Source organism: Brevibacterium sp. LAARM3_SD1 (assembly GCF_057364765.1).
The window spans coordinates 19,370-39,507 of sequence record NZ_JBNFOL010000008.1; the positions used below are offsets into that span (position 1 = coordinate 19,370).

The 20,138-nt window shown below is 65.0% G+C and carries 18 protein-coding genes; 10 read left to right on the plus strand and 8 right to left on the minus strand.

What is annotated here, in order from left to right; genetic code table 11:
* The first annotated feature begins 94 nt into the window (after positions 1–94).
* From AC2W7L_RS06475 to AC2W7L_RS06495, 5 genes are all read left to right on the plus strand, one after another.
* Positions 95–847: a response regulator transcription factor gene (locus AC2W7L_RS06475; protein WP_486003876.1), complete on the plus strand. Its 753-nt coding sequence runs from the start codon at positions 95–97 to the stop codon at positions 845–847.
* Positions 844–2,493 carry a sensor histidine kinase gene (locus AC2W7L_RS06480; RefSeq protein WP_486003775.1) on the plus strand — a complete coding sequence of 550 codons (1,650 nt, stop codon included), beginning with the start codon at positions 844–846 and terminating at the stop codon, positions 2,491–2,493. The genes AC2W7L_RS06475 and AC2W7L_RS06480 overlap by 4 nt, the downstream gene beginning before the upstream one ends.
* A 5-nt stretch (positions 2,494–2,498) precedes the next feature.
* On the plus strand, positions 2,499–3,245 hold the full coding sequence (locus AC2W7L_RS06485; protein WP_486003776.1) for a DcrB/PsbP domain-containing protein: 747 nt from the start codon (positions 2,499–2,501) through the stop codon (positions 3,243–3,245).
* Between the two features lie 241 nt (positions 3,246–3,486).
* On the plus strand, positions 3,487–5,502 hold the full coding sequence (locus tag AC2W7L_RS06490; protein ID WP_486003777.1) for a S9 family peptidase: 2,016 nt from the start codon (positions 3,487–3,489) through the stop codon (positions 5,500–5,502).
* A 158-nt stretch (positions 5,503–5,660) separates the two neighbouring features.
* Positions 5,661–6,893 (plus strand): N-acetylglucosamine-6-phosphate deacetylase, encoded by a 1,233-nt coding sequence (locus AC2W7L_RS06495; RefSeq protein WP_486003778.1) that lies wholly within the window; start codon positions 5,661–5,663, stop codon positions 6,891–6,893.
* A gap of 146 nt (positions 6,894–7,039) precedes the next feature.
* On the opposite strand, the gene AC2W7L_RS06500 is transcribed toward AC2W7L_RS06495, so the two are convergent.
* Positions 7,040–7,444 carry an HNH endonuclease signature motif containing protein gene (locus AC2W7L_RS06500; RefSeq protein ID WP_486003779.1) on the minus strand — a complete coding sequence of 135 codons (405 nt, stop codon included), beginning with the start codon at positions 7,442–7,444 and terminating at the stop codon, positions 7,040–7,042.
* A complete protein-coding gene (locus tag AC2W7L_RS06505) occupies positions 7,444–8,754 on the minus strand; it encodes a DUF222 domain-containing protein (protein WP_486003780.1) in 1,311 nt (436 codons plus the stop codon). Before AC2W7L_RS06505 ends, AC2W7L_RS06500 begins: the two co-directional genes overlap by 1 nt.
* A 281-nt stretch (positions 8,755–9,035) precedes the next feature.
* Between AC2W7L_RS06505 and AC2W7L_RS06510 the strand changes: the two genes are divergently transcribed.
* The 4 genes from AC2W7L_RS06510 (at position 9,036) to AC2W7L_RS06525 (ending at position 12,839) form a co-directional block, all read left to right on the plus strand.
* Complete coding sequence (locus tag AC2W7L_RS06510) at positions 9,036–9,638, plus strand: hypothetical protein (RefSeq protein ID WP_486003781.1); 603 nt, start codon at positions 9,036–9,038, stop codon at positions 9,636–9,638.
* A gap of 67 nt (positions 9,639–9,705) precedes the next feature.
* Positions 9,706–10,401 (plus strand): hypothetical protein, encoded by a 696-nt coding sequence (locus AC2W7L_RS06515; RefSeq protein ID WP_486003782.1) that lies wholly within the window; start codon positions 9,706–9,708, stop codon positions 10,399–10,401.
* Between the two features lie 403 nt (positions 10,402–10,804).
* Positions 10,805–11,482 carry a copper chaperone PCu(A)C gene (locus tag AC2W7L_RS06520; protein ID WP_486003783.1) on the plus strand — a complete coding sequence of 226 codons (678 nt, stop codon included), beginning with the start codon at positions 10,805–10,807 and terminating at the stop codon, positions 11,480–11,482.
* Entirely contained in the window at positions 11,472–12,839 is a 1,368-nt protein-coding gene (locus tag AC2W7L_RS06525; protein WP_486003784.1) for a Dyp-type peroxidase, read from the plus strand. Before AC2W7L_RS06520 ends, AC2W7L_RS06525 begins: the two co-directional genes overlap by 11 nt.
* Before the next feature lie 87 nt (positions 12,840–12,926).
* Here AC2W7L_RS06525 and AC2W7L_RS06530 read toward each other — a convergent pair whose 3' ends face one another.
* From AC2W7L_RS06530 to AC2W7L_RS06555, 6 genes are all read right to left on the minus strand, one after another.
* Complete coding sequence (locus AC2W7L_RS06530) at positions 12,927–13,829, minus strand: glycine betaine ABC transporter substrate-binding protein (RefSeq protein ID WP_486003785.1); 903 nt, start codon at positions 13,827–13,829, stop codon at positions 12,927–12,929.
* Positions 13,830–14,094: 265 nt separating this feature from the next.
* On the minus strand, positions 14,095–14,616 hold the full coding sequence (locus tag AC2W7L_RS06535; protein WP_486003786.1) for a methylated-DNA--[protein]-cysteine S-methyltransferase: 522 nt from the start codon (positions 14,614–14,616) through the stop codon (positions 14,095–14,097).
* 203 nt (positions 14,617–14,819) lie between these two features.
* Positions 14,820–15,725: a glycine betaine ABC transporter substrate-binding protein gene (locus AC2W7L_RS06540; protein ID WP_486003787.1), complete on the minus strand. Its 906-nt coding sequence runs from the start codon at positions 15,723–15,725 to the stop codon at positions 14,820–14,822.
* A gap of 53 nt (positions 15,726–15,778) precedes the next feature.
* Positions 15,779–16,678, minus strand: a complete 900-nt coding sequence (locus AC2W7L_RS06545; RefSeq protein ID WP_486003788.1) for an ABC transporter permease — start codon at positions 16,676–16,678, stop codon at positions 15,779–15,781.
* Positions 16,678–17,988 (minus strand): quaternary amine ABC transporter ATP-binding protein, encoded by a 1,311-nt coding sequence (locus AC2W7L_RS06550; protein WP_486003789.1) that lies wholly within the window; start codon positions 17,986–17,988, stop codon positions 16,678–16,680. Before AC2W7L_RS06550 ends, AC2W7L_RS06545 begins: the two co-directional genes overlap by 1 nt.
* A 382-nt stretch (positions 17,989–18,370) precedes the next feature.
* Entirely contained in the window at positions 18,371–19,171 is an 801-nt protein-coding gene (locus AC2W7L_RS06555; RefSeq protein WP_486003877.1) for an alpha/beta fold hydrolase, read from the minus strand.
* Between the two features lie 57 nt (positions 19,172–19,228).
* On the opposite strand from AC2W7L_RS06555, the gene AC2W7L_RS06560 reads away from it, so the two are divergent.
* Positions 19,229–20,101 (plus strand): type I 3-dehydroquinate dehydratase, encoded by an 873-nt coding sequence (locus AC2W7L_RS06560; RefSeq protein ID WP_486003790.1) that lies wholly within the window; start codon positions 19,229–19,231, stop codon positions 20,099–20,101.
* The last annotated feature ends 37 nt before the right edge of the window (positions 20,102–20,138 follow it).

The window sequence follows — 20,138 nt, forward strand, 5'->3', positions numbered from 1 at the left end:
TATGCTGTATCGAGATGAACTCGCCGAGGCGTCGACCGTGCCGAGGCCAGAGAGATCGCCTGGGAACGCCAGAGAGGAACCGGAACAGACCACCATGACGGCTGACAATCACACCGAGCCCCAACCACTCGTCTTAGTCGCCGATGATGAGCCCGACGTCCTCGGAGCGGTCGTGCCGTTCCTCGAACGCTCCGGATTCCGGGTGCTGCCCGCCAGCGACGGACTGCTCGCCCTCGACGAGATCCATCGTCACAATCCCGATGTGTGCGTCCTCGACGTGCTCATGCCCGGAGCCGACGGCCGGCAGGTGCTGCGCCGTCTGCGGCAGGAGGAGAACTGGGTTCCGGTGCTGCTGCTGACCCAGGTCGGCGAAGGTGTCGAGCGTGCGATGGCACTCGAAGAGGGCGCCGACGACTATCTCAACAAACCCTTCGACCCGCACGAGCTCGTCGCTCGCATCCGTGCCGTGCTGCGTCGCACCCGCAACGACGGACCGCCTCTGGCCACGGCTCCGGTACTCGTGTCCAGCTTCGGCCTGCGCGTCGACCGGGTCGGACGACGCGCCTGGTTGGGCCAGCGTGAGCTCGTCATCACCCCGAAGGGCTTCACCCTGCTCGAGTACCTCATGGTGCACAAGGACGAACTCATCGAACGCTCCCGCCTGCTCGAGGTGCTGTGGGGATTCGAAGAGGCCGTGGGCACCCGTGCCGTGGACTCCCGTGTCGCCGAACTGCGCCGCGTGCTCGGCGAAGACGCCGCGGAACCACGGTGGATCGCCACCGTGCAGGGCCGCGGCTACCGATTCGTCGGTGAGGTCCGCGGTGAGGACGGACAGAGCCGTCTATGACGAACTTCCTTGTCTTCGAGATCCAGGTCTGGCTGTTCCTGCTGCTGCTCGTCATCGTGCTCGGCGGTCTGGCCGTCGGTGCCTGGTTCGGCTGGCGGTACCTGAAGAGGCGTGAGGCGGCGCTGCGGGAATCCATCGAGACGGCAGCGGCCGAGGACTCGATGACGAAGCGCAATCGGATGCTCATCCGACTCGACCACGAGCTGAAGAATCCACTGACGGCGCTGCGCACCTCGGCGGCGAGCATCCGCGAGGTCGTCCGTGACGGCGGCACACTGAGCGAGGTGGAGCCGGCGGCCAAGCAGGTCGATGTGTCCTCGCGCCGGGTCGCCCGACTGCTGGCCGATCTGCGCAAGCTCGCCGATGTCGAGACCCGGATCATCGAATACGCTCGCGTCGATCTCGATGCACTCATCCACCAGGCCGTCGAGGATGCCTCGACCGCGCCGGGCGCCGAGGATCGGATGATCGTGGCGACCGTCGCCCGGGCTCCGTGGCGGCTGCCCGATGTCGCAGGAGAGGAGGATCTGCTGCTCACCGCGATCCTCAATCTGCTGGGCAATGCTCTCAAATACTCGTCGCAGGCCGAAGTCGTCGAGCTGCGCGCCAATGAGCAGATCATCGACGGACACCGCTGGGTCGTCGTCGAGGTCGCCGATACCGGCAGCGGCATTCCGTTGGCCGAACAGGAGAACGTCTGGGACGAGCTCTCTCGCGGTTCTCGGGTCCGGGCCGTCGCCGGTTCGGGAATGGGCCTCTCGCTCGTGCGTGCGATCGTCACCCGCCACGGCGGATCCGTGCAGCTCTTCAGTCAGGAGGGTGTGGGCACCTCGGTGCGTATGGTCCTCCCTGTGCTCGCCGATGCCGCACCCGTGACCGTGCCGCAGATGTCCGATCATATGGATCGGGTCGCCGCAGGCTCGCATGCGGTGCAGCCTATGCAGCAGGCGGATTCGCGACAGGCGCCCGGATTCCTGCCGCCCCGTCAGCCCAATGAGGCCGAACTGCAGGGGCGGATCCTCGGTACGCCGCGGCGGACGTCGAAGCGTCGCCTCGAGCGGGTCGATGGAAATCTGGTCAATCGTCGGACGGGCGAGTCAGTCTCCGGTGGATTCCCGCCGGATTCCGGGCAGCATTCGCAGTTCAAACCGCCGCGGCAGGCACCGAACGGCGGAGGACAGAACCCGGGTTACGGGCAGCCGCCAGTCGGAAGCCAGCCGAACTCCGGTCCGCAGCATTCCGGCCCGCCGCGATCAGGCCAGCCGCAGTCAGGCCAGGCGCACTCGGGCCCGCAGAATTTCGGTCAGCCACCCGTCGGCAGTCAGCCTGCCAGCGGACCCCAGCCGACCAGCCAGCCATCAGTCGGCAATCAGCCGAATTCCGGACCGCAGAACTTCGGCAATCAGCCCATCGGCAGCCAGCCCGTCTCAGGTCAGCAGAATTTCGGACAGCCCCCCATTGGCAGTCAGCCACCCGTCGGCAGTCAGCCTGCCACCGGACCCCAGCCCACAGGCCAGCCTCCTGTCGGCGGCCAGCGGAATTCCCGACCGCCGGCTCCTCAGCACGGGTACGGGCAGGCACAGCCGAACCAGAACGGCCCGGAAGCGGGGTACCCGGACCGTCACCAACAGGGTGACCAGCAGTGAGACGGGTGACCAGACGAACGGCTTCACCGGGTCCTGCCGCGGTGAGAATGGTCGCGGCGAGACCAGCCTCGGTGCGGCGAGCCGCGGCCGCAGGCACACTCGCACTGACCGTCCTGCTCAGCGGGTGTTCGGTCTTCCAGATCCGCACCGAGGACAAGTCTGCCGGTCCGATGCGGATCGGTGTGCAGGAAACCGCCGGACCCGAACCCACAGGCAAACCCACCGAGGCCGGAATCCCCAAAGGGATGACGAGGACTTCGGTGTCATTCGGCAGCAGCTGCCCGGTCGAGCTGAGCTTCGCGATCGGCGATGAGTGGAGGGACAGCACCGGGAGCACCGAACAGTTCCATGTCTTCACTCACGGAGAGAACAGCGCCGAAGCCGACATCATTCTCGTCAACTGCACCGACGAATACGGCGACAGTGCGCAGGAAGTCGTCGACCAGAAACGACGCTACAACTTCTCCAAACAGGACTCGCAGGTGATTGCCGAGCAGACGGGCTCTCTGGCAGCGGGAGAGTTCTGGAGCTATCAGGGCGAACTCGGTCCTACCGAGATCATGGCTCTCAATAAGAAACCGACGTATGTCTTCGGGGTACAGACGGGGTACAAGATCAACGGACGTCTGGTGAATATCTCGATCGAGATGCGCACGCTGAAGACGAACACCGAAGTGGCGGAGGACTTCAAGAAGATGCTCCCGACGGTGACGATCGACGGCGAGAAGGTTCCGGCACCGAGCTTCCGCTGACTCTTCCGTGGGCATCGAACGACGCGGCGGTTGGGCGCCAGCGATTCGGCCAGTCGCCTTTGCAGTCGGTCATCTGCGCGGCGAAGGTCACACGCACGCGATCCAACGGGCTACCTCGGCGGCGCGGGATATTCGGTAAGCAGCCTCGGGCCCTCGACTCGGTCGGCCGCCTCGGCGCCTCGGCGAGTTGGGGTCCTCGGGATACCACCCCGGAATCGACGTTGGGACCTAGGATGGGAAGATGACGACCCACGACGCAGTGACCCGACTCCTCGACGCCCGCCGCCTGCAAGGCCTCTTGACGAATCAGAGCGGCCGCGTCATCGCCCAATACTCGTTCCTCAACTCCGAGGGCAATTCTTCCCTCAGCCACCTCGCCGATATCAGCGGGGAGACACCCCGGCGCATCACCCGCGGCGACCAGTCCGTCGGGCAGGCCGCGCTGAGCGAGAACGGCACGATCCTCTTCGCCTCCAAGCGCAAGGGCGAGGACGGCAAAGATGCCGAGTCCCCGAGCCTGTGGGCGCTGCCGGACAACGGAGAGGCCCGCAAACTCGCCGATCACGAGGGTGGTTTCTCCCGTATCGAGGTCAAAGGGGAGACCATCATCGTCGAGTTCCCCGTCCATACCTGGGCCGCTGACGAGAACGACCACCAGGAATTCAGCGCCGAACGCAGCGATGCGAAGGTCAGCGGAATACTCCACACCGGATTCCCCGTCCGCCGCTGGGATCATGATCTGGGGCCGGGCCGGCAGACCCTGGCCGTGGCCACCCTCGATGAGGCGGGTGCCGATTTTCCCGAAGTCACTGACGAACTGAGTGCGCCGGCGGGCATCGACTTCCGCTACCTGTCGCTGCCGTCCGGTCGACTGGTCGATTGGGCTGTCGACGACGAGGCCCGATTCGTCCTCGTCCAGCTGGAGAAGCCGATCCCCGGCCAGCTCGAAGCCAGTGAGATCTGGCGCGTGGACCTCAACGGTGAGCCCGAGCTGCACCGTCTGACGAAGCCGGCGACCGATCACAGCTTCGACATCGAGGCCATCAGCCCGGACGGGTCGAAAGCACTGGTCACTCGTGTGCAATCCTGGACTCCGCAGACCAACCTCGCGGCCGAACTCATGGTCCTCGACCTCGAAACCGCGGAACTGAATCCCGTGTGGCCTGATGCCGACTTCTGGTTCTCCCCGATCTGGGTGGACGATTCGACCATCGTGGCCACTGCCGATGATCACGGCCGCGGCAGCATCTTCATCGGCGGTCTCGACGATGCGCAGCCTCGGCGGCTCGTCGGGGGAGTCGATCAGAAGTATTCGTTCTCGGGGCTGGCCGTGCGCGAGGACACGGTCGTGGCGACCGCCTCGGCGATCGATGTCGCACCTCTGCCGATCTCCGTCGACCTCGGCACCGGCGTGATCAGCGAGCTCGCGAATCCGGCGACGGTGCTCGACGAGGAAGGCACCCTCACCGAGGTGGAGGTCACTGCCGATGACGGCACTCCGATCCGTGCGTGGCTGGTGCTGCCGGAGCGGGAGGGGCCGCATCCGCTCGTCGTCTTCGCCCACGGCGGACCGTGGGGGTCGTGGAATGCGTGGACCTACCGGTGGAACCCGGGTCCGTTCGCGGCTGCCGGTTATGCGGTGCTGTTGCCGGATCCGGCGATCTCCACCGGTTACGGGCAGGCCATGATCGACCGCGGTCAGCAGCAGCTCGGCGGCACACCTTTCACCGACATCATGGCGCTGACCGAGGCCGCAGGGAAGCGGACGGACATCGACTCCGAACGCATCGCCCTGGCCGGCGGGTCCTACGGCGGGTATATGGCCAACTGGGTGGCCGGGCACACGGGCAGCGCGTTCAAGTGCATCGTCACCCACGCCTCTCTGTGGAACACCACGTCGATGGGGCGGACGACGGACAATTCGTCCTGGGACCAGGCGATGCGGGAGCAGTCGGCGCAATATTCGCCGCACCTCTTCGCCGGAGACATCGAGGTGCCGATGCTCGTCATCCACGGCGACAAGGACTACCGGGTGCCGATCGGGCAGGGTCAGGAACTGTGGCTGGATCTGCTCACTCAGGCGAAGACTCCGCTCGACGCCGATGGCGACACTCAGCATCGCTTCCTCTACTTCCCTGATGAGGGGCATTGGATCCTCGGCCGCGGGAATGCCGAGGTCTGGTATCGCACCGTCCTCGCGTTCCTCGATACGCATGTGCTCGGCATCGACGCGAACCGAGTCCGCACTCTGGGGTGAGTCGGCAGACGGTACGTCCGCACTTTGGGACGGGTCGGCGGCCGGTTCGTCGGCACCCTGGGGTGAGTCGGCAGGATTGCCCGCACCCTGCAGTGGGGAGACCGTGAAGCTATTCCGTACCCTGGATGAGGCGTGCGCAGAGCGATGGAAGGACCCCGATGACACAGACCGAACAGATCCCCACCGAGGCGGTCATCCACAATGCGTGCATCCTCGACGGTGATCGGACGACGTTCGCCGAGGAGACCGCTGACACATGGATCGCGATCGCCGACGGAACGGTCGCTGCACGGGGCCGCGGGGACGGCTGGAAGGACAGGGCCGCCTCGGCGAGGGGCGAGGTCATCGACGCGGCCGGCGGATTCGTGGCTCCGGCATTCGTCGATATCCACTGTCACGGCGCGGGCGGTGCGAGTGCCGAGGACGGGGCCGTGGCGGTCGATGCGATCCTCGATGCGCATCGGGCTCGTGGCACCGGCAGGCTCGCTCTGTCCTACGTCTCCGACACGATCGAGGGACTGTGTGAGTCCTTGCGCGCGGGCGCCGGACTAGTCCGTGAACGGGCCATGGTCATGGGCCTGCACGCCGAAGGCCCGTTCCTGTCCCCGGAATTCAAAGGTGCGCATGCGCCCGAAGTGCTCACATCGCCGACCCCGGAGGCGGTCGAAGCGATTCTCGGGGCGGCCGATGGAACTCTCGCGCAGATCACCATCGCGCCCGAACTTCCCGGTGCTCTCGATGCGATCGGTCGGTTCTCTGCGGCAGGGGTGCGTGTGGCCGTCGGTCACACGGCCGCCGATTATGCGCTGGCCGCGCAGGCCTTCGAGGCGGGGGCGAGCATCCTCACCCACGCGTTCAATGCGATGCCCGGAATCCATCACCGTGCTCCGGGGCCGGTCCTCGCCGCGGCCGAGGCCGAGCATGTCACCGTCGAACTCATCAATGACGGGGTTCACGTCGTTGCGCCGGTCGCACGTATGCTTCACGAGTTCGTGCCCGGACGCCTCGCGCTCATCACCGATGCCATGGCCGCAACCGGTTTGCACGATGGCAGCTACCGTCTCGGTTCGCTCCCGGTCGAGGTGAAGGATTCGGTGGCGCGTCTGGTCACCTCGGACGGTTCTCAGGGCGCCATCGCGGGGTCTACATTGACGATGGACGATGCCGTGAAGCGGGCCGTCACCGAGGTGGGACTCAGCCCGTTCGACGCTGTGCAGTCCGCGAGCTTCGTGCCTCTGCGGGCCGTGGGTGGACTGCCGGAGTCGGGTGATTCTCTGCATGCGGCGGGCAGTGCCGCCGGTGCCGGCAGCCTGTTGGCGGTCGGAATGTCGGCTGATCTCTTGATTCTTGATGAGGACATGAGCATCCGACGATCGCGGGTCGAGGGCTGATTCCACCGAACACGCCTGAGTCAGGTCGAACCTGGCTGTGCTTGGTCGATTCTGACGGGGTTGGAGTATGCGGCCGTGCCCATGAATCAGCTGAGTCCGGTTGAGCCTGGAAAGTGGGCACAGTTGTCCCCTGGAAGCTGGGGCGGCTATTTGTCGAACAGTGAGTCGACGATGTCGTCCGCGATGAAGCGGGCGTGGAGGATCGGCGTACGAGCTGGATCCTTTGCGGCAGGCGGGATGTAGGCCGGTCGGCCGTCGAAGAGCATCACCGTGTCCCAATCGGTGCGGTCGAGCAGGTGGTGATGATAGCTGCACAGCAGCGCGAGATTGTTGATCTCCGTCTTGCCGCCGAGCGACCATGGAAACACATGGTTGGCATCGCACCAACCGGGAGGGGCGTCACAGCCGGGGAAGGTGCAACCTCGGTCACGGGCGGTGATCACAGCCAGCTGTTTGCGATTGGCGAAGCGCTGTTCTGTGGCCACCTGCATCGTCTTGGCCCTGTCGCTCATGAGGTGGAAGAACAGCGAGCCGTTGAGGCCGTTTCTCATCAGTTCCTTGATGGGAATGGGATTGTCGGCGCCCGTGGTTCCGTGTCCTGTTCCTTTGGCCAGATCTTCGGCGGTGGCGTTGATGACGAGAGCATAAGGCGCTCCTGCAGCCGTCCGCTGCTTGTCGATCGTCGTGACGAGGCCGGCGAATCGTTCGTAGATCCATTCGCGCGCCGAGGGCTGTTCAGCGCTGACGTCGACGAAACCGCCGTCCTCACGAACGCCGACGCCGGGGACGTCAGCCGGATTCCCGGTCGTGCGGGCGCGTGAAGATCGGGGGCCGGAACTCGTTTTGCGTCATACCGGTCGCCGGAGAGCACCGCATCGACGATCTCAAGCAGCTCTTTGTCGGGAAGCGGCGAGCCTTTCGCCTCGGAGGCAGCAGTTGAGGAGTCGGCGGCATAATTGCCGTGGGCAGTGTTCCAGGCGGCCGCACCATCGGAACCGTCGGCCACCGAACCGGTCCCGTCCACAGATGTTGATCCGGCACCGTCCTGCTCGGCTTCTTTTGCCGACTGGATGCGTGAGGTCAGCAGTCCGTTGAGAGTGCCGCCGGTGACGGGGTCGAGCAGTCCACGCAGTTCCCAGTCGCCGTTGGCCTTGGCGCGCATGGACATGTTGTACGCGGAGCGGTCGGCTGAGTCCTTCGGTTCAGCACCGTCCGGGTCGATGTACCCCATGAGCTTGCCGAAGATCTCACGCAGGTCCTTGAGGCGGACCTTGGGCGCGTTGCTGACCAAGCGCGACTCGACATCGGTGCGGACGGCCTGGCTGACCCAGGTGGGCAGCTTTCGCATGCAGTCTTCGATGACCGACGCCTGGGCGGCAGAGATGGTTCCGGCATGGAGCGCATCCGCGACAACCGGATAGAGAGGCGGCAGAGCCTGTCCGGCCATGTCGACACGTCCGCCGAGGTTCTTGGCCATATCGGTCCGACGATTCGCCTCCGCGCCGGTGAGATTGAATCGGTTCTCGATGAGCGACTTCGTCGACTTGGCGCCGAAATCGCTGGGAGTCCCGACCCGTTCGCAGACGGAGAGCGCAAGCGTCGACAAGGCATCGTTGATGCGCGTAATCGCCTCGACCCCATCGGCGAGCATGATGGCCTGATCCGGTCCCATGGGCCGATCGAACGTGCGCAGCTCGTCTTTGAGACTCATCAGCTGAGTGATCGAAGAAGTGACCTCGGGCGCGAAGCGACTGAGATCTGCCCACTCCTCGTCGGCCAGCAGCGGGTGGGCGCTGGTCGACGAGGAGTTGTCGGCATTCCGATCGGATTGATCGGAGCTGCGTTCGGGAGTGACGGTCATGGGGATGATTTCCGTTCGCCAACATCGTTGTTGTTGATGTCCAGTTTACTCTCCAATGGGCTAGAACACCATAGATAATCGAAAAAGATTTCGAACAATAGTCATCTGTTCGCAGATGTTCGATGATGAACACATGCCGAATTGTTCTAATGATATGGGAGCGCCTGCTGTCGTGTCCGTGCTTCCCAGCGGCCACCGCCCGCTGCTGGTCCGGGGAGCCGTGACCTCAGCCGTCGCCCGCCGGCTTCGAATGTGTCAGTCTGTCGTGGCACGATGGGAGTATGGATGCCCTGCTCCTCATCGACACCGACGACGCCAGCTACCCCAGCGATGAAGCCATGGAGACCCTCGGCGATATCGTCACCCGCACGCGCGCTGTGGGCGGTGTGCTCATCTTCGCTTCGACGAAGGACGAGCTCGTCGACACTCCCGACGAGAGGTTGAGCATCTTCGTCCCCGACGAAGAGGACCTCGTGCTCCGCTCCGGGAGTCCCGATGTCTTCGAGGGAGTCGACGATCTGGCTGCGGGTCTGCATGACCTGTCCGTCGACCGCATCATCATCGCCGGTGCCGACGCCACCGCAGGGGTGCCCGGCACTGGACCCGGCGGTACCAGCACGCCCGCCACTGCCACCACTGCCGACGGAGTCGTCGCTGGCCCCGCTGACCAGGATGGGGACGACACAGGCAGCAGCGCCTCCTCGGCAAACGTCCCCGGAGCCGTCTACGCCTCGGCGATGGCGGCCCTTGTGTGCAACTTCGACGTCGTCGTCCTCTCCGACTCCACCACCGACCCCGACGGCAAGCTTGTCACCTGGTCCGACGCCGCCGCGAACGCAGGCGCCATGGTCAAGAAGACCGCCGATACCTGGCTGCGGATGTAGGTTCAGCCGCCCTCCCGAAATGTTTCTACATTGAGTAGAATGTGGGAGCGAGCTGAGAGGAGGGCACATGGCCGGATGGACGAAGTCCGTGCGCGCGCTCTTCGCCGCACTCATCACGACTCTCCTCGCCCTGCTCATGCACCTCGGCGCCGGTGGCTCGGTCTCGATTCCGGGCTCCGTGGTCGTCTTCGTCCTCGTCCTGTGGGCGGCGATGATAGCCGCCGGCAGACGCCTGGGTCACCTCACTCTGGCCGGGCTGCTCGGCCTCGGGCAGGTGCTCATGCACCTGACGATGAGCTGGTCCGCACATACCCTCACCCATGCGGGTGCCCACGCGGGAACCACCACAGCTGAAACCGGGCAGGCAGGGGTCGCAAGTACAGGGTCCACCTCCGCCGAGGCGACTCTCAACGCCCACGCCGGACACATTGTCCCGGCTCCTGGCTCCCTTGATCTCGGTCCGGCCGCATCCGTGCTCGGGCATGCGAATCACGGTGCCACCTCGGTGGGGATGATCATCGCCCACCTCGTCGCCGTCCTCGTCACCGCCGTGATCCTCAAGCGCGGTGAGGACATCGTCCTCAGCATTCTTCAGCTCGCCCTGGGCCCGGTCGTCGGTGCACTGCGTGCCCTCGCCGAGGCGGCCGGAGTCCTGGCCGACGAACCGTTCCGCAAGCTCTGCGCTCAGTTCCGGCTACCGCAGCCGGTCACCTCGGCGGTGGTCGGCCCGAACTACCGTCGCGGTCCACCCGCGCTCGTCTGACCTTCTACTCGGCGGTCAGACCGCCGACTTACACCCGATATCCGGGTGACCATCCGTCTTCGGGCGACCGCCGCATCCACGGCGACGACTCGCCCATCGGTGACAGTCGAACACGTCCGCGCAGACCGCTACGCACGACTAGGCGCGTACCCGCCTGCAGGTCAACGCCTGACTCGCGAATAGGAATGCCTAAGCGATGCCGCCGATCAGTCGCAGTCACTGGGCACGCGCATATGAATGTGCTGGTGCCCAGTGTCCAGGTCTTCCGGCCACTGTGAATCTGCGGCCAACGGCCCTAGGCGTCTGGCAGTAGGTGGCCTGCGGTTGCCTGCCCACGCCATCGTGGACCTGCGGCGCGCTGGTACGTGCTCGACTGCACCTGGACAACGAAAGTGCAGACATCATGCGAAAGAACATCACTCTGGCCCTCGCCCTGCCCATCGCCGTCGCCATCGGCCTGGCAGGCTGCGGCCAAAACGACAGCAAGGCCGCCGGCTCGGAGCAGACCGAAGGCGGCAGCTCCGCCTCGACGCATCCCTCAGACAGTCAAGTCGACGCCGAGGCTCTCAGTTTCGACGGCGCCTGGGTGAAGGCCGCCGACGACGGTATGACCGCAGTCTTCGGGGAACTGCGCAACAACACCGACGAGGACATCAACCTCGTTGAAGCGAAGTACGCGGACGCGAAGATGGTTGAACTCCACGAGACCGAAGGCGACGGTTCGGGCGGAATGTCCATGCAGGAGAAAGAGGGCGGCTTCACCATCCCCGCCGGCGAAAGCCTCCACTTCGAGCCCGGAGGCGATCACATCATGATCATGGGCCTGGAGAAGGCGATCAAGCCGGGTGAGCAGATCCGCCTCGACCTCGTCACCGCCGACGGCGAGACCGTCGAAGTCACGGCTGTGGCGAAGGAATACTCCGGAGCACAGGAAGACTATGCACCCGGCGAAGCCGAAGGGTCGGGCGACGATCACAGCGAACACGGTGAACACAGCGACAGCAGTGAGGGTGGAAACCATGACGTCGGCGACAGCGAGGATCACGAGGACTCCGACCACGGAGACCACGGTGACCACTGAGTCCGGTCGCACCGGCTTCAGCCGCCGAGGTCTCCTGACCTCGGCGGCCGCCGCCGGCAGTGCGGGAATCGTCGGTGCCACGACTGGGTTCGCGCTCGGTCGTGGCACCGGACCGCTGGGCACGGGCGCCGGTGACGGCGGGCCGCCTCGGCGAGATCTGGACGGGGCGAACGGGCCGCAGACCGAGCCGTTCTACGGGACTCATCAATCCGGGGTTGAGACCCCGGCACAGGCGTACGCGCATTTCATCGCGTTCACGCTGGGGCCCGGGATCAAGGCCGCCGAGGCGGTGCGCTGGCTGCGGCTGCTCACCGCGGACGCAGCCGCGCTGACGCAGGGGAAGGCGCCCTTGGCCGATTCCGAATCCGAGCTCGCCGTCGATCCCGCCCGCCTGACGGTGACCTTCGGGTTCGGGTCCAAGCTCGTCTCGTTGGCCGGAAAGAACCATGTCCCGGACTGGCTCAAGCCCTTGGAGTCGTTCTCGATCGATCGCCTCGATGCGGACCGATGCCAGGGCGACCTGCTCCTGCAGATCTGCGGCGACGACCCGCTGACCTTGGCCCATGCCCGGCGCATGCTGTTCAAGGACTCGCGTTCGTTCGCCGAGGTGGCCTGGCAGCGGGACGGATTCCGACGTGCCTACGGCAGCTCGGGGGAGGGAAAGACCCAGCGGAACCTCTTCGGTCAGCTCGACGGCACGGCGAATCCGGGGCCCGGGTCCGAGGACTTCGCGCGGATCATCTGGGGCCAGGGCACCGAGGTGGTCGACCCGGTGTTCTCCGCTCGCGGGGAACCGCCTGCCGATCTCGGTGCGCATCTGCCGGCGTGGATGCGCGGGGGAACGACGCTGGTGCTGCGCGATATCGCCATGAACCTCGATACCTGGGACCAGGCGGACCGTCCGGCCCGGGAATTCTCGGTGGGGCGGACCATGGACACCGGGGCACCGCTGTCGGGAAAGGACGAGTTCGACGTTCCGGACTTCACCGCCGTCGATGAGCGCGGATTGACGCAGATCTCGCAGGTCGCGCATATCGCTCGGGCCCGAGACGGACTGGGCCCGGAGGTGCAGATCCACCGGCGCACGTTCAACTACGAGACCGGCGCTGGTGGGGATTCGGGGCTGCTGTTCGCGTCCTTCCAAGCCGATATCGAGCGGCAGTTCCTGCCGATCCAACGCCGCCTCGCCGAAGTGGACCTGCTCAACGAATGGACGACCCCGATCGGTCGACCGTGTGGGCGATCCCGCCCGGAGCGACCGAAGGCGGGTACGTCGGGCAGGAGCTTTTCGAGGGGTGAGAGAACGTTGCGGCCGCCGGGCCCGCGGCAGCGGGCACGGCGGCCGCGGTGGGACTGAGCCAATACCGAGGCAGGGTCCGCCGACCTGGGAGGCCCTGCCTCAGGGCGCCGACCGAGACGGGAGTTCGGTCGGCGAGCCCAAGGCTCAGTCAGTGAGCTCGGATTCGAAGGCCTTCGGGTTGTCCTTGATCCACTGGTCGACGGCGTCGCCTTCCTGGCCCTCTTCGTACTCGTTGACGATGAGATTCTCGAGCTCTCCGTACGTCTTGTCGTCGAGCTTGATCCCCTTGATGAGCTCGGCGGCCTCGGGGTTGTCGTCGCTGAAGCCTTCGGTGCCGAGGAAGTGCATCTTCTCCGGATCGCCCATGGCGTTCTTCGGGTCCTTGAGTTCCTTGACGTCGAAGGCGTTGTTCGCCCAGAACGGTCGCCACAGAGTGACGACGATGTCTTCCTTCGCATCGATGGCATTGCCCAGTTCGGTGAGCATGGCCGGGGTCGAGGAAGTGACGAGTTCGAAGTCCTTCTCCAGGTCGTACGCCGGCATCATCGAATCCTTCGTCACCTTAGTGAGACCGGCTCCGGGCTCGATGCCGACGATCTTGCCGTCGAACTTTTCGGCATTGTCTTTGAGCTCATCCATCGAATCGATATCGACGTAGTCGGGCACGACGATCGTGTTCTGCGCCTTGTCGTAATAGGTGCTGATGTCCTCGATCTTGTCGCCGTACTCATCCATGTACTGCTTGTGGGTCTTCTCCGGCCAAGCCGAAGGGTAGACGTCGATGTCGCCGTTCGCGACTCCCGCATAGAGGATGGCTGCCTCGGAGATCGTCTCCAGTTCGGGCTTGTATCCGAGCTTCTCGAGCTGATCCTCGAGCAGGAACGCGGTGCTGCGGCTGTCGGACCACGAAGAGATGTAGCCGACCTTGATCGTGCCCTTGTCGCCATCGGAGCCGGAGTCCTTGCTGGCTTCCTGGGAGCACCCGGTCAGGGCGAGGCCCAGAGCCGCACAGGCGGCGATGACGGTGGTGATCGTGCGTGATTTCATCAGTTTCCTCTTCGTGGTGGCTGCTCGAGTGCGTGGAAATCGCCGACGTCGCAACTTCGTGATGCTCGAGCAGGTTCATGTGGACCTAGGATAGTTTGTGATCACAAAATCTGCTATCGCTATGTAATCACAGTGCGTACTCAACTTCCAGTTTCAGCCGTCTGAATACGGGCACAGGCGCGGCCCGAGGTCAGTGATTCCGGAGCCGGACGACGCCGATGGCAGGCCAGTGAGACCTGCGGCAGACGCTCGCGCCCCGAGGCTGTCAGAACAGCGGCCGCGGCAGGGCGTCTTCGAACTCGAGGAGGCGCCTCTTGGTCTCGAGTTCGTGCCCGGGCAGTCCGCCCGAGTACCCGCCGAGTCCGCTACCTGCGACAACCCGGTGGCAGGGGACGATGATGGGGATCGGATTGAGCCCCATGATCCCGCCGACGGCACGAGCCGGAATCCCGGTGCCGCTGGCTTCGGCGAGCTGACCATAAGTGAACGTGGTCCCCGCCGGGACCTCTTCGGCCAAAGTCGTCAGCACGGCCCTCGCGATGTCCGAGACCTGACCGAAGTCCACGGGCAGATCGAAATCGCCGAGGCGGCCGTCGAAATACGCGCGCACCTGGGCGACCGCTTCAGTGAGGATGGGGTCCGACTGTCCGGCCGCCTCGGCGGGGATCGAAGCGTCGGCGGCCGCCTCGGCGGATGTGCGCCATTCGAGCCGGATGATCGACCGGCCGTCGCTGAAGACTGCCAGGGGGCCGACGAAGGTGTCGACGGCTGCCGAATGAGTCGCCATGGGGTGCCCTCCGTTCGGGTTCCGCGCACCGAACGCGGTGTCAGCGGCGCTGCCCCATCGAGTCTACTCACACAGCTGTGCCCTCCCGACTCGGAAGAGTCGGGAGGGCACAGCATATTCATGACCGCACGCCGCACTGCGGGGAAGTCAGCAGCTGAGCAGAGGACGTCGACCTCAGGGCAGCTGCTGCCGCGGCGACGAGATCACTCCTCGTCAGGCAGCTCGCCTTCGTAGGCATCAGGGTTGGCCTTCAGCCACTCGGCGATGGCCTTCTCGCCATCGTCCTTGTGCTTGTTGACGACCAGGTCCTCGAGCTCTCCGTACTGCTTGTCATCGAGCTTGATGTTGCCGATGTAGTCGGCGGCATCCGAGAACTCCTCACTGAAGCCCTTGGTGGCGGTGAAGTGGAGCTTCTCGGGATCACCCATCGCACCCTTCGGGTCCTCGAGGTCCTTGACCGGGTACTCGTTGTTCGCCCAGAACGGACGCCACAGGGTGACGACGATGTCCTTCTCAGCTTCGGTCGCATTGCCGAGCTCGGTGAGCATGGCGGCGGTCGAGGAGGTGACGAGTTCGTATTCGCCGTCGAGACCGTACTCGGGAATCATCTCCTTGGTGGCCTTCGTCAGACCGGCACCGGGCTCGATTCCGATGATCTCTCCGCCGAAGTCCTTGCCCTTGCCCTTGAGGTCTTCGATCGAGTTGATGTCCTTCATGTACTTCGGGACGGCGATCGTGAGGACGGCGTTGTCGTAGTAGGCGCCGAGATCTTCGAGGTTGTCACCGTACTCGTCGATGTACTGCTTGTGTGTGACCTCGGGCCACGACGAGGGGTACATGTCGATATCGCCGTTGGCGACACCGGCGTACAGGACGGCAGCGTCGTTGAAGGTCTCAGTCTCGACGTTGTAGCCCATCTTGCCCAGCTGATCCTCGAGCAGGAGCGAGATGCTCTGGCCGTCGGTCCAGCCAGTGACGTAGCCGAGCTTGATGTCGCCCTTGTCGCCGCCTCCGCCGTCGTCCTTCGACGCTTCCTGCGAGCAACCGGTCAGAGCAAGGCCGAGGGCTGCGACTGCAGCGACGAACGGGGTGAGGTATCTTCTCTTCATTGTGTGTTCCTTTTCTCTAGTGATCGACTATTAGGACTGTGTGGTTAATCGACTCAGGCCGCTGTCGCAGTTGCCTTGTTCTTCGCGCTGCGACGACGCATCCCCGCCACGAGCGAGTGCGGGTAGTCCTTCGCATTGCCCAGGGCCGCGGTGACGCGGTCGAGGTAGACCGCGATGATCACGACACCGAGTCCGGCTTCGACACCGAGCGGCAGGTTCTGGGTGGCGATCGCTTCGACGACGTTCTTTCCGAGTCCGTCGGCGCCGACCATGCCGGCGATGACGGCCATGGCCAGGGCGAGCATGATGACTTGGTTGATGCCGGCCATGATCGTCGGCGTGGCCAACGGCAGCTGGACTCCGCGGAGGATCTGGCCGGGAGTCGCACCGAAGGACTGTCCGGCTTCGACGGTCTCCGAATCGACCCCGCGGATGCCGAGCTCAGTGAACCGCACACCCGGAGGCAGAGCGAAGATCACCGTTGCCACGAGACCGGGAACGACGCCGATGCCGAAGAAGGTGACGGCAGGGATGAGGTAGACGAATGCCGGCATCGTCTGCATGAAGTCGAGGATCGGTTTGATGACCGCTGAGGCTCTGTTGCTGCGTGCGGCCAGAATGCCGACGGGGATGGCGATGATGATGGCGATGACGGCGGCGATGATGATCAGCGCCAGGGTCTGCATCGCGGCCACCCATTGGTCCATCGTCATGATGAAGAACAGGGTGATGAGTGTGCCCACGGCCATCTGCCATGAGCGGAAGACCCAGCCGATGAGCGCCAGCAGGATGATGATGACGAGCGGGTGGAGGTCGACGAGCACATCGGTGAGGACCTCGATGAGGAAGTTGAACAGCCAGGTGACGGCATCGAAGAACCACGCGACGTTCTCCTTGAGCCAGTCGAATACCGTGTCGACCCAGGCTCCGATCGGAATTCTGATGTTCTCCATCAGCGCTCACCCCTTTCGCCGGCGGCCTGCGGTGCGACGGCATCATCGCCTTCGGCCAGTACCTGGTCGATGATCCCGGTATCGACCGGCTCGGGCCAGTCTTCGACAGCGGCGTCCCCGGCGTGCCCTTCATTGCCGTTCTGGTTGCCGAGCGCGGCGAGAAGGGTGGCCCGGGGCACGACGCCGACGAGTTCGCCGTCGGCATCGGTGACGGGCACCGGCAGAGGCATCTCCGCGGTCGGGAGGAACAGGTCGATGAGCAGGTCGTCCGGAGACGCGGGATTGGCGACCGGCTTGATGATCTCGTCGAGAGTCGTGGCGCCCGTCCGGATGTGCTCGATGCAGTCGCGGTCGCTGACGAGGCCGAGGAACTTGCGGTCCCTGTCCGTGACGTAGACGCCCGATGTGCTGTTCTCACGCATGGTGCGCAGGGCGACTCGGGGACCGTTCTGGTTGGTCACGGTCTGACGCGCCTTCTCCATGACGTTGTTGGCGGTGAGGACGCGTGCCCGGTCGACGTCGTGGACGAACTGCGCGACGTAGTCGTTGGCCGGGTCGGTGAGGATGTCCTCCGGGGTGCCGACCTGGACGATGCGTCCGTTGCGCATCACCGCGATCCGGTCGCCGAGGAACATCGCCTCATTGAGGTCGTGGGTGATGAAGATGATCGTCTTCTTCAGCTCTCGCTGCAGTTCGACGAGCTGTTCCTGCATCTCGCGGCGGATCAGCGGGTCGAGGGCGGAGAATGCTTCGTCCATGAGGAGGATGTCGGTCTCAGCCGCAAGCGCGCGGGCCAGGCCGACGCGCTGCTGCATACCGCCGGAGAGCTGTTCGGGGAACTTGTCGCCCCAGCCTTCGAGGCCGACGGCCTTGAGCCAGCGGTCGGCGGTCCTATCCCGCTCCGCCTTCGCGACTCCACGGATCTCGAGCGCATAGGCAGCGTTGTCGCGGACGGTGCGGTGCGGGAGCAGTGCGAAGTGCTGGAACACCATCGAGATGTGCTCGCTGCGGACCTTGCGCAGTGCGGCCGAATCGATCTTCGCAATATCGGTGCCCAGCACCTCCACGGATCCGGCAGTGGGTGCCCAGAGTCCGTTGAGAGTGCGGATCAGGGTCGACTTGCCCGAACCGGACAGGCCCATGACGACGAAGATCTCGCCGGCCTCGACTTCGAAGCTCGCATCGATGACGGCGGCCGTCCCGAGCTTGGTCAGGTCATCACGGTCCGCGCCTTCTTCGAGTCGTTTGACGACTTCGTTCTCACGCTTTCCGAAAACTTTGTAGACGTGTGACGCTTTGACAACGCTCACGTGCTTCCTCCTTGCATTCTTGGCAGTCCGCAAGAACGAGAGGCTTCACCCCCGTTTGCACGGTTCGGTGCTCGCAGATCAGATCCGAATAGCTCAATTGCGCACGCGCCTCACCGCACACGGATATCTGATCCACCATTGTAGTTTTGTTCAGGATGTTCGGTAGAGATCTTATTGGGATTATGCGGCGCGTCACCCTTGACTGGCGCTCTGACCTGGGCAAACAGATGGCCGTGCGTTACTTGATTGTTATAATCATCGGTTGGAGCATGTAGATATGCCGTTAATGGATTTGCTACCGGATATGGGATTTTGATGCAGTAGGCGGCCTTGCTCTCAAGGCACCTGCGGCGAATCCGTCACGGCTTCCACAGTGATTCCTTCAAGGCTTCCGCGGCGATTCCGTGAGGAAGCGGATCACGGCCGGGGTGACCACCTCGGCGAATTCTTCGAAGAATCCGTGTCGGCCCTCCGGCAGAATTCGCAACTGAGATCCGGGGATGCGCTCGTGGAGGATGAGTGCGTTCCCGATCGGGTTCATCCGATCGGCATCGCCGTGCATGATCAGCGTCGGGGCGGAGATCTCGGGCAGCCGATCCCAGGCATTGTGATTGGCGCTCACGCGCAGATGGGCGGATGACTCGGCCGCCGTCATCGTGTCGTCGCCGAGCATCTTGCTGTACTGCGCCGACACCGTCCACTCAGGGGTGTAGAAGAGGTCGAAGAGGTACTGGGTGTGCTCATCACCGCGCAGCCGTGCCAGATTCTGGCCGACCTCACGAGGGCGCTTGACCGCATGCGGCCCGCCGGGAGATGTGCACCCGAGGACGATCGCGCTCACCCGCTCAGGGTGGTTGAGCGCCAGCATCTGCGTGATGCGCCCGCCCATGGACGTGCCGTAGACCGCGGTTCGATCCACGCCGAGGTGGTCGAGGACGTCCGCGGCATCATCGGCGAAGCTCGCCGTCGAGAGTTCGCCGAGCTCACCCCGGCTGCCGCCCGTTCCGCGATAGTCGAAGGTGATCGTGCGGAAGTCCGCTTCGAAGTCCCCGCGCAGATCGTCCCACCACTCGTGCGAGTTCGACTGACCCTGCAGAAGGAGCAGCGCGGTCGCGTTCTTCGGCCCGCTGACCTGGACCTCGAGAGGGAAGCCGTCGCGTGCGCTGATCCTGTCCACCTGCATCGTCTCCACCCGTGTCCTCCTGCCCGCGCGCTCCGCGTCACCGCCTACGCTTGAGAAATGAAATCATTGCCGTTCCTCAATCCTGCCGCAGGTTCGCCTGCCGCGCGCAATCCCGGCCGACCGGCCGTCATCGTGCCCACCCAGGCGATCGATGCCGAGAGGCTCGCCGCCGATTGTGCCGCGGCCACCGCGACCGGGATCGTCGATGCCGTCGAATGGCGCATCGATCCGCTGCTCGCCGCCGGTTCCGGTTCTGCGCTCACCCGCGCGGAGGCAGCCCTTCGACTGCTTCCCCGTGCACTCACAGCGGGGCTGCCGATCCTCGTGACCGTGCGCACCGGATTCGAAGGCGGGCAGGTGGAGATCACGGAAGACGACTACGCCGAGGCGGTGCGGGCGCTGATCGCGGGCATTGCCGAAGTCGGGGTGGGGGACGGCACTGCTGCCGACGCTGATGCCGTGGCCGTCGCCGCAGCGTCGGGTATTCCGGGCAGCGGGACATCGGGCGTTCCCGTCGCCGTCGACGTCGAGATCGACCGGGCGGATTCGGACTCCCTCATCGCCTCGGCGCGGGAATCGGGCGTACCCGTCGTCGCCTCGCACCACAATTTCGAGGCCACGGACTCCGCCGACCGCCTGCTGAGGACGTTCGCCGCGATGAGCGAGGCCGGTGCGGATGTGGCCAAGGTGGCGATGATGCCGCAGGAGCCGGCCGACGTGCTGCGTCTCCTCGAGGCGACCGCTGCGGCGGATGTCTCCGCGGCGCATCCCGTGCTCGGGATCTCGATGGGACCTCTGGGGCGGACGAGCCGGATCATGGGTGCCGACTTCGGCAGCTGCGCAACATTCGCGCAGATCGGTCAGGCCTCGGCACCGGGGCAGATCGACGCCGTGGTCCTCGCCGAGATCCTCGACCGCGTCACCGGCTGACCCCGCCGACAGGCAGCTGACAGACTGACGGCCCGCG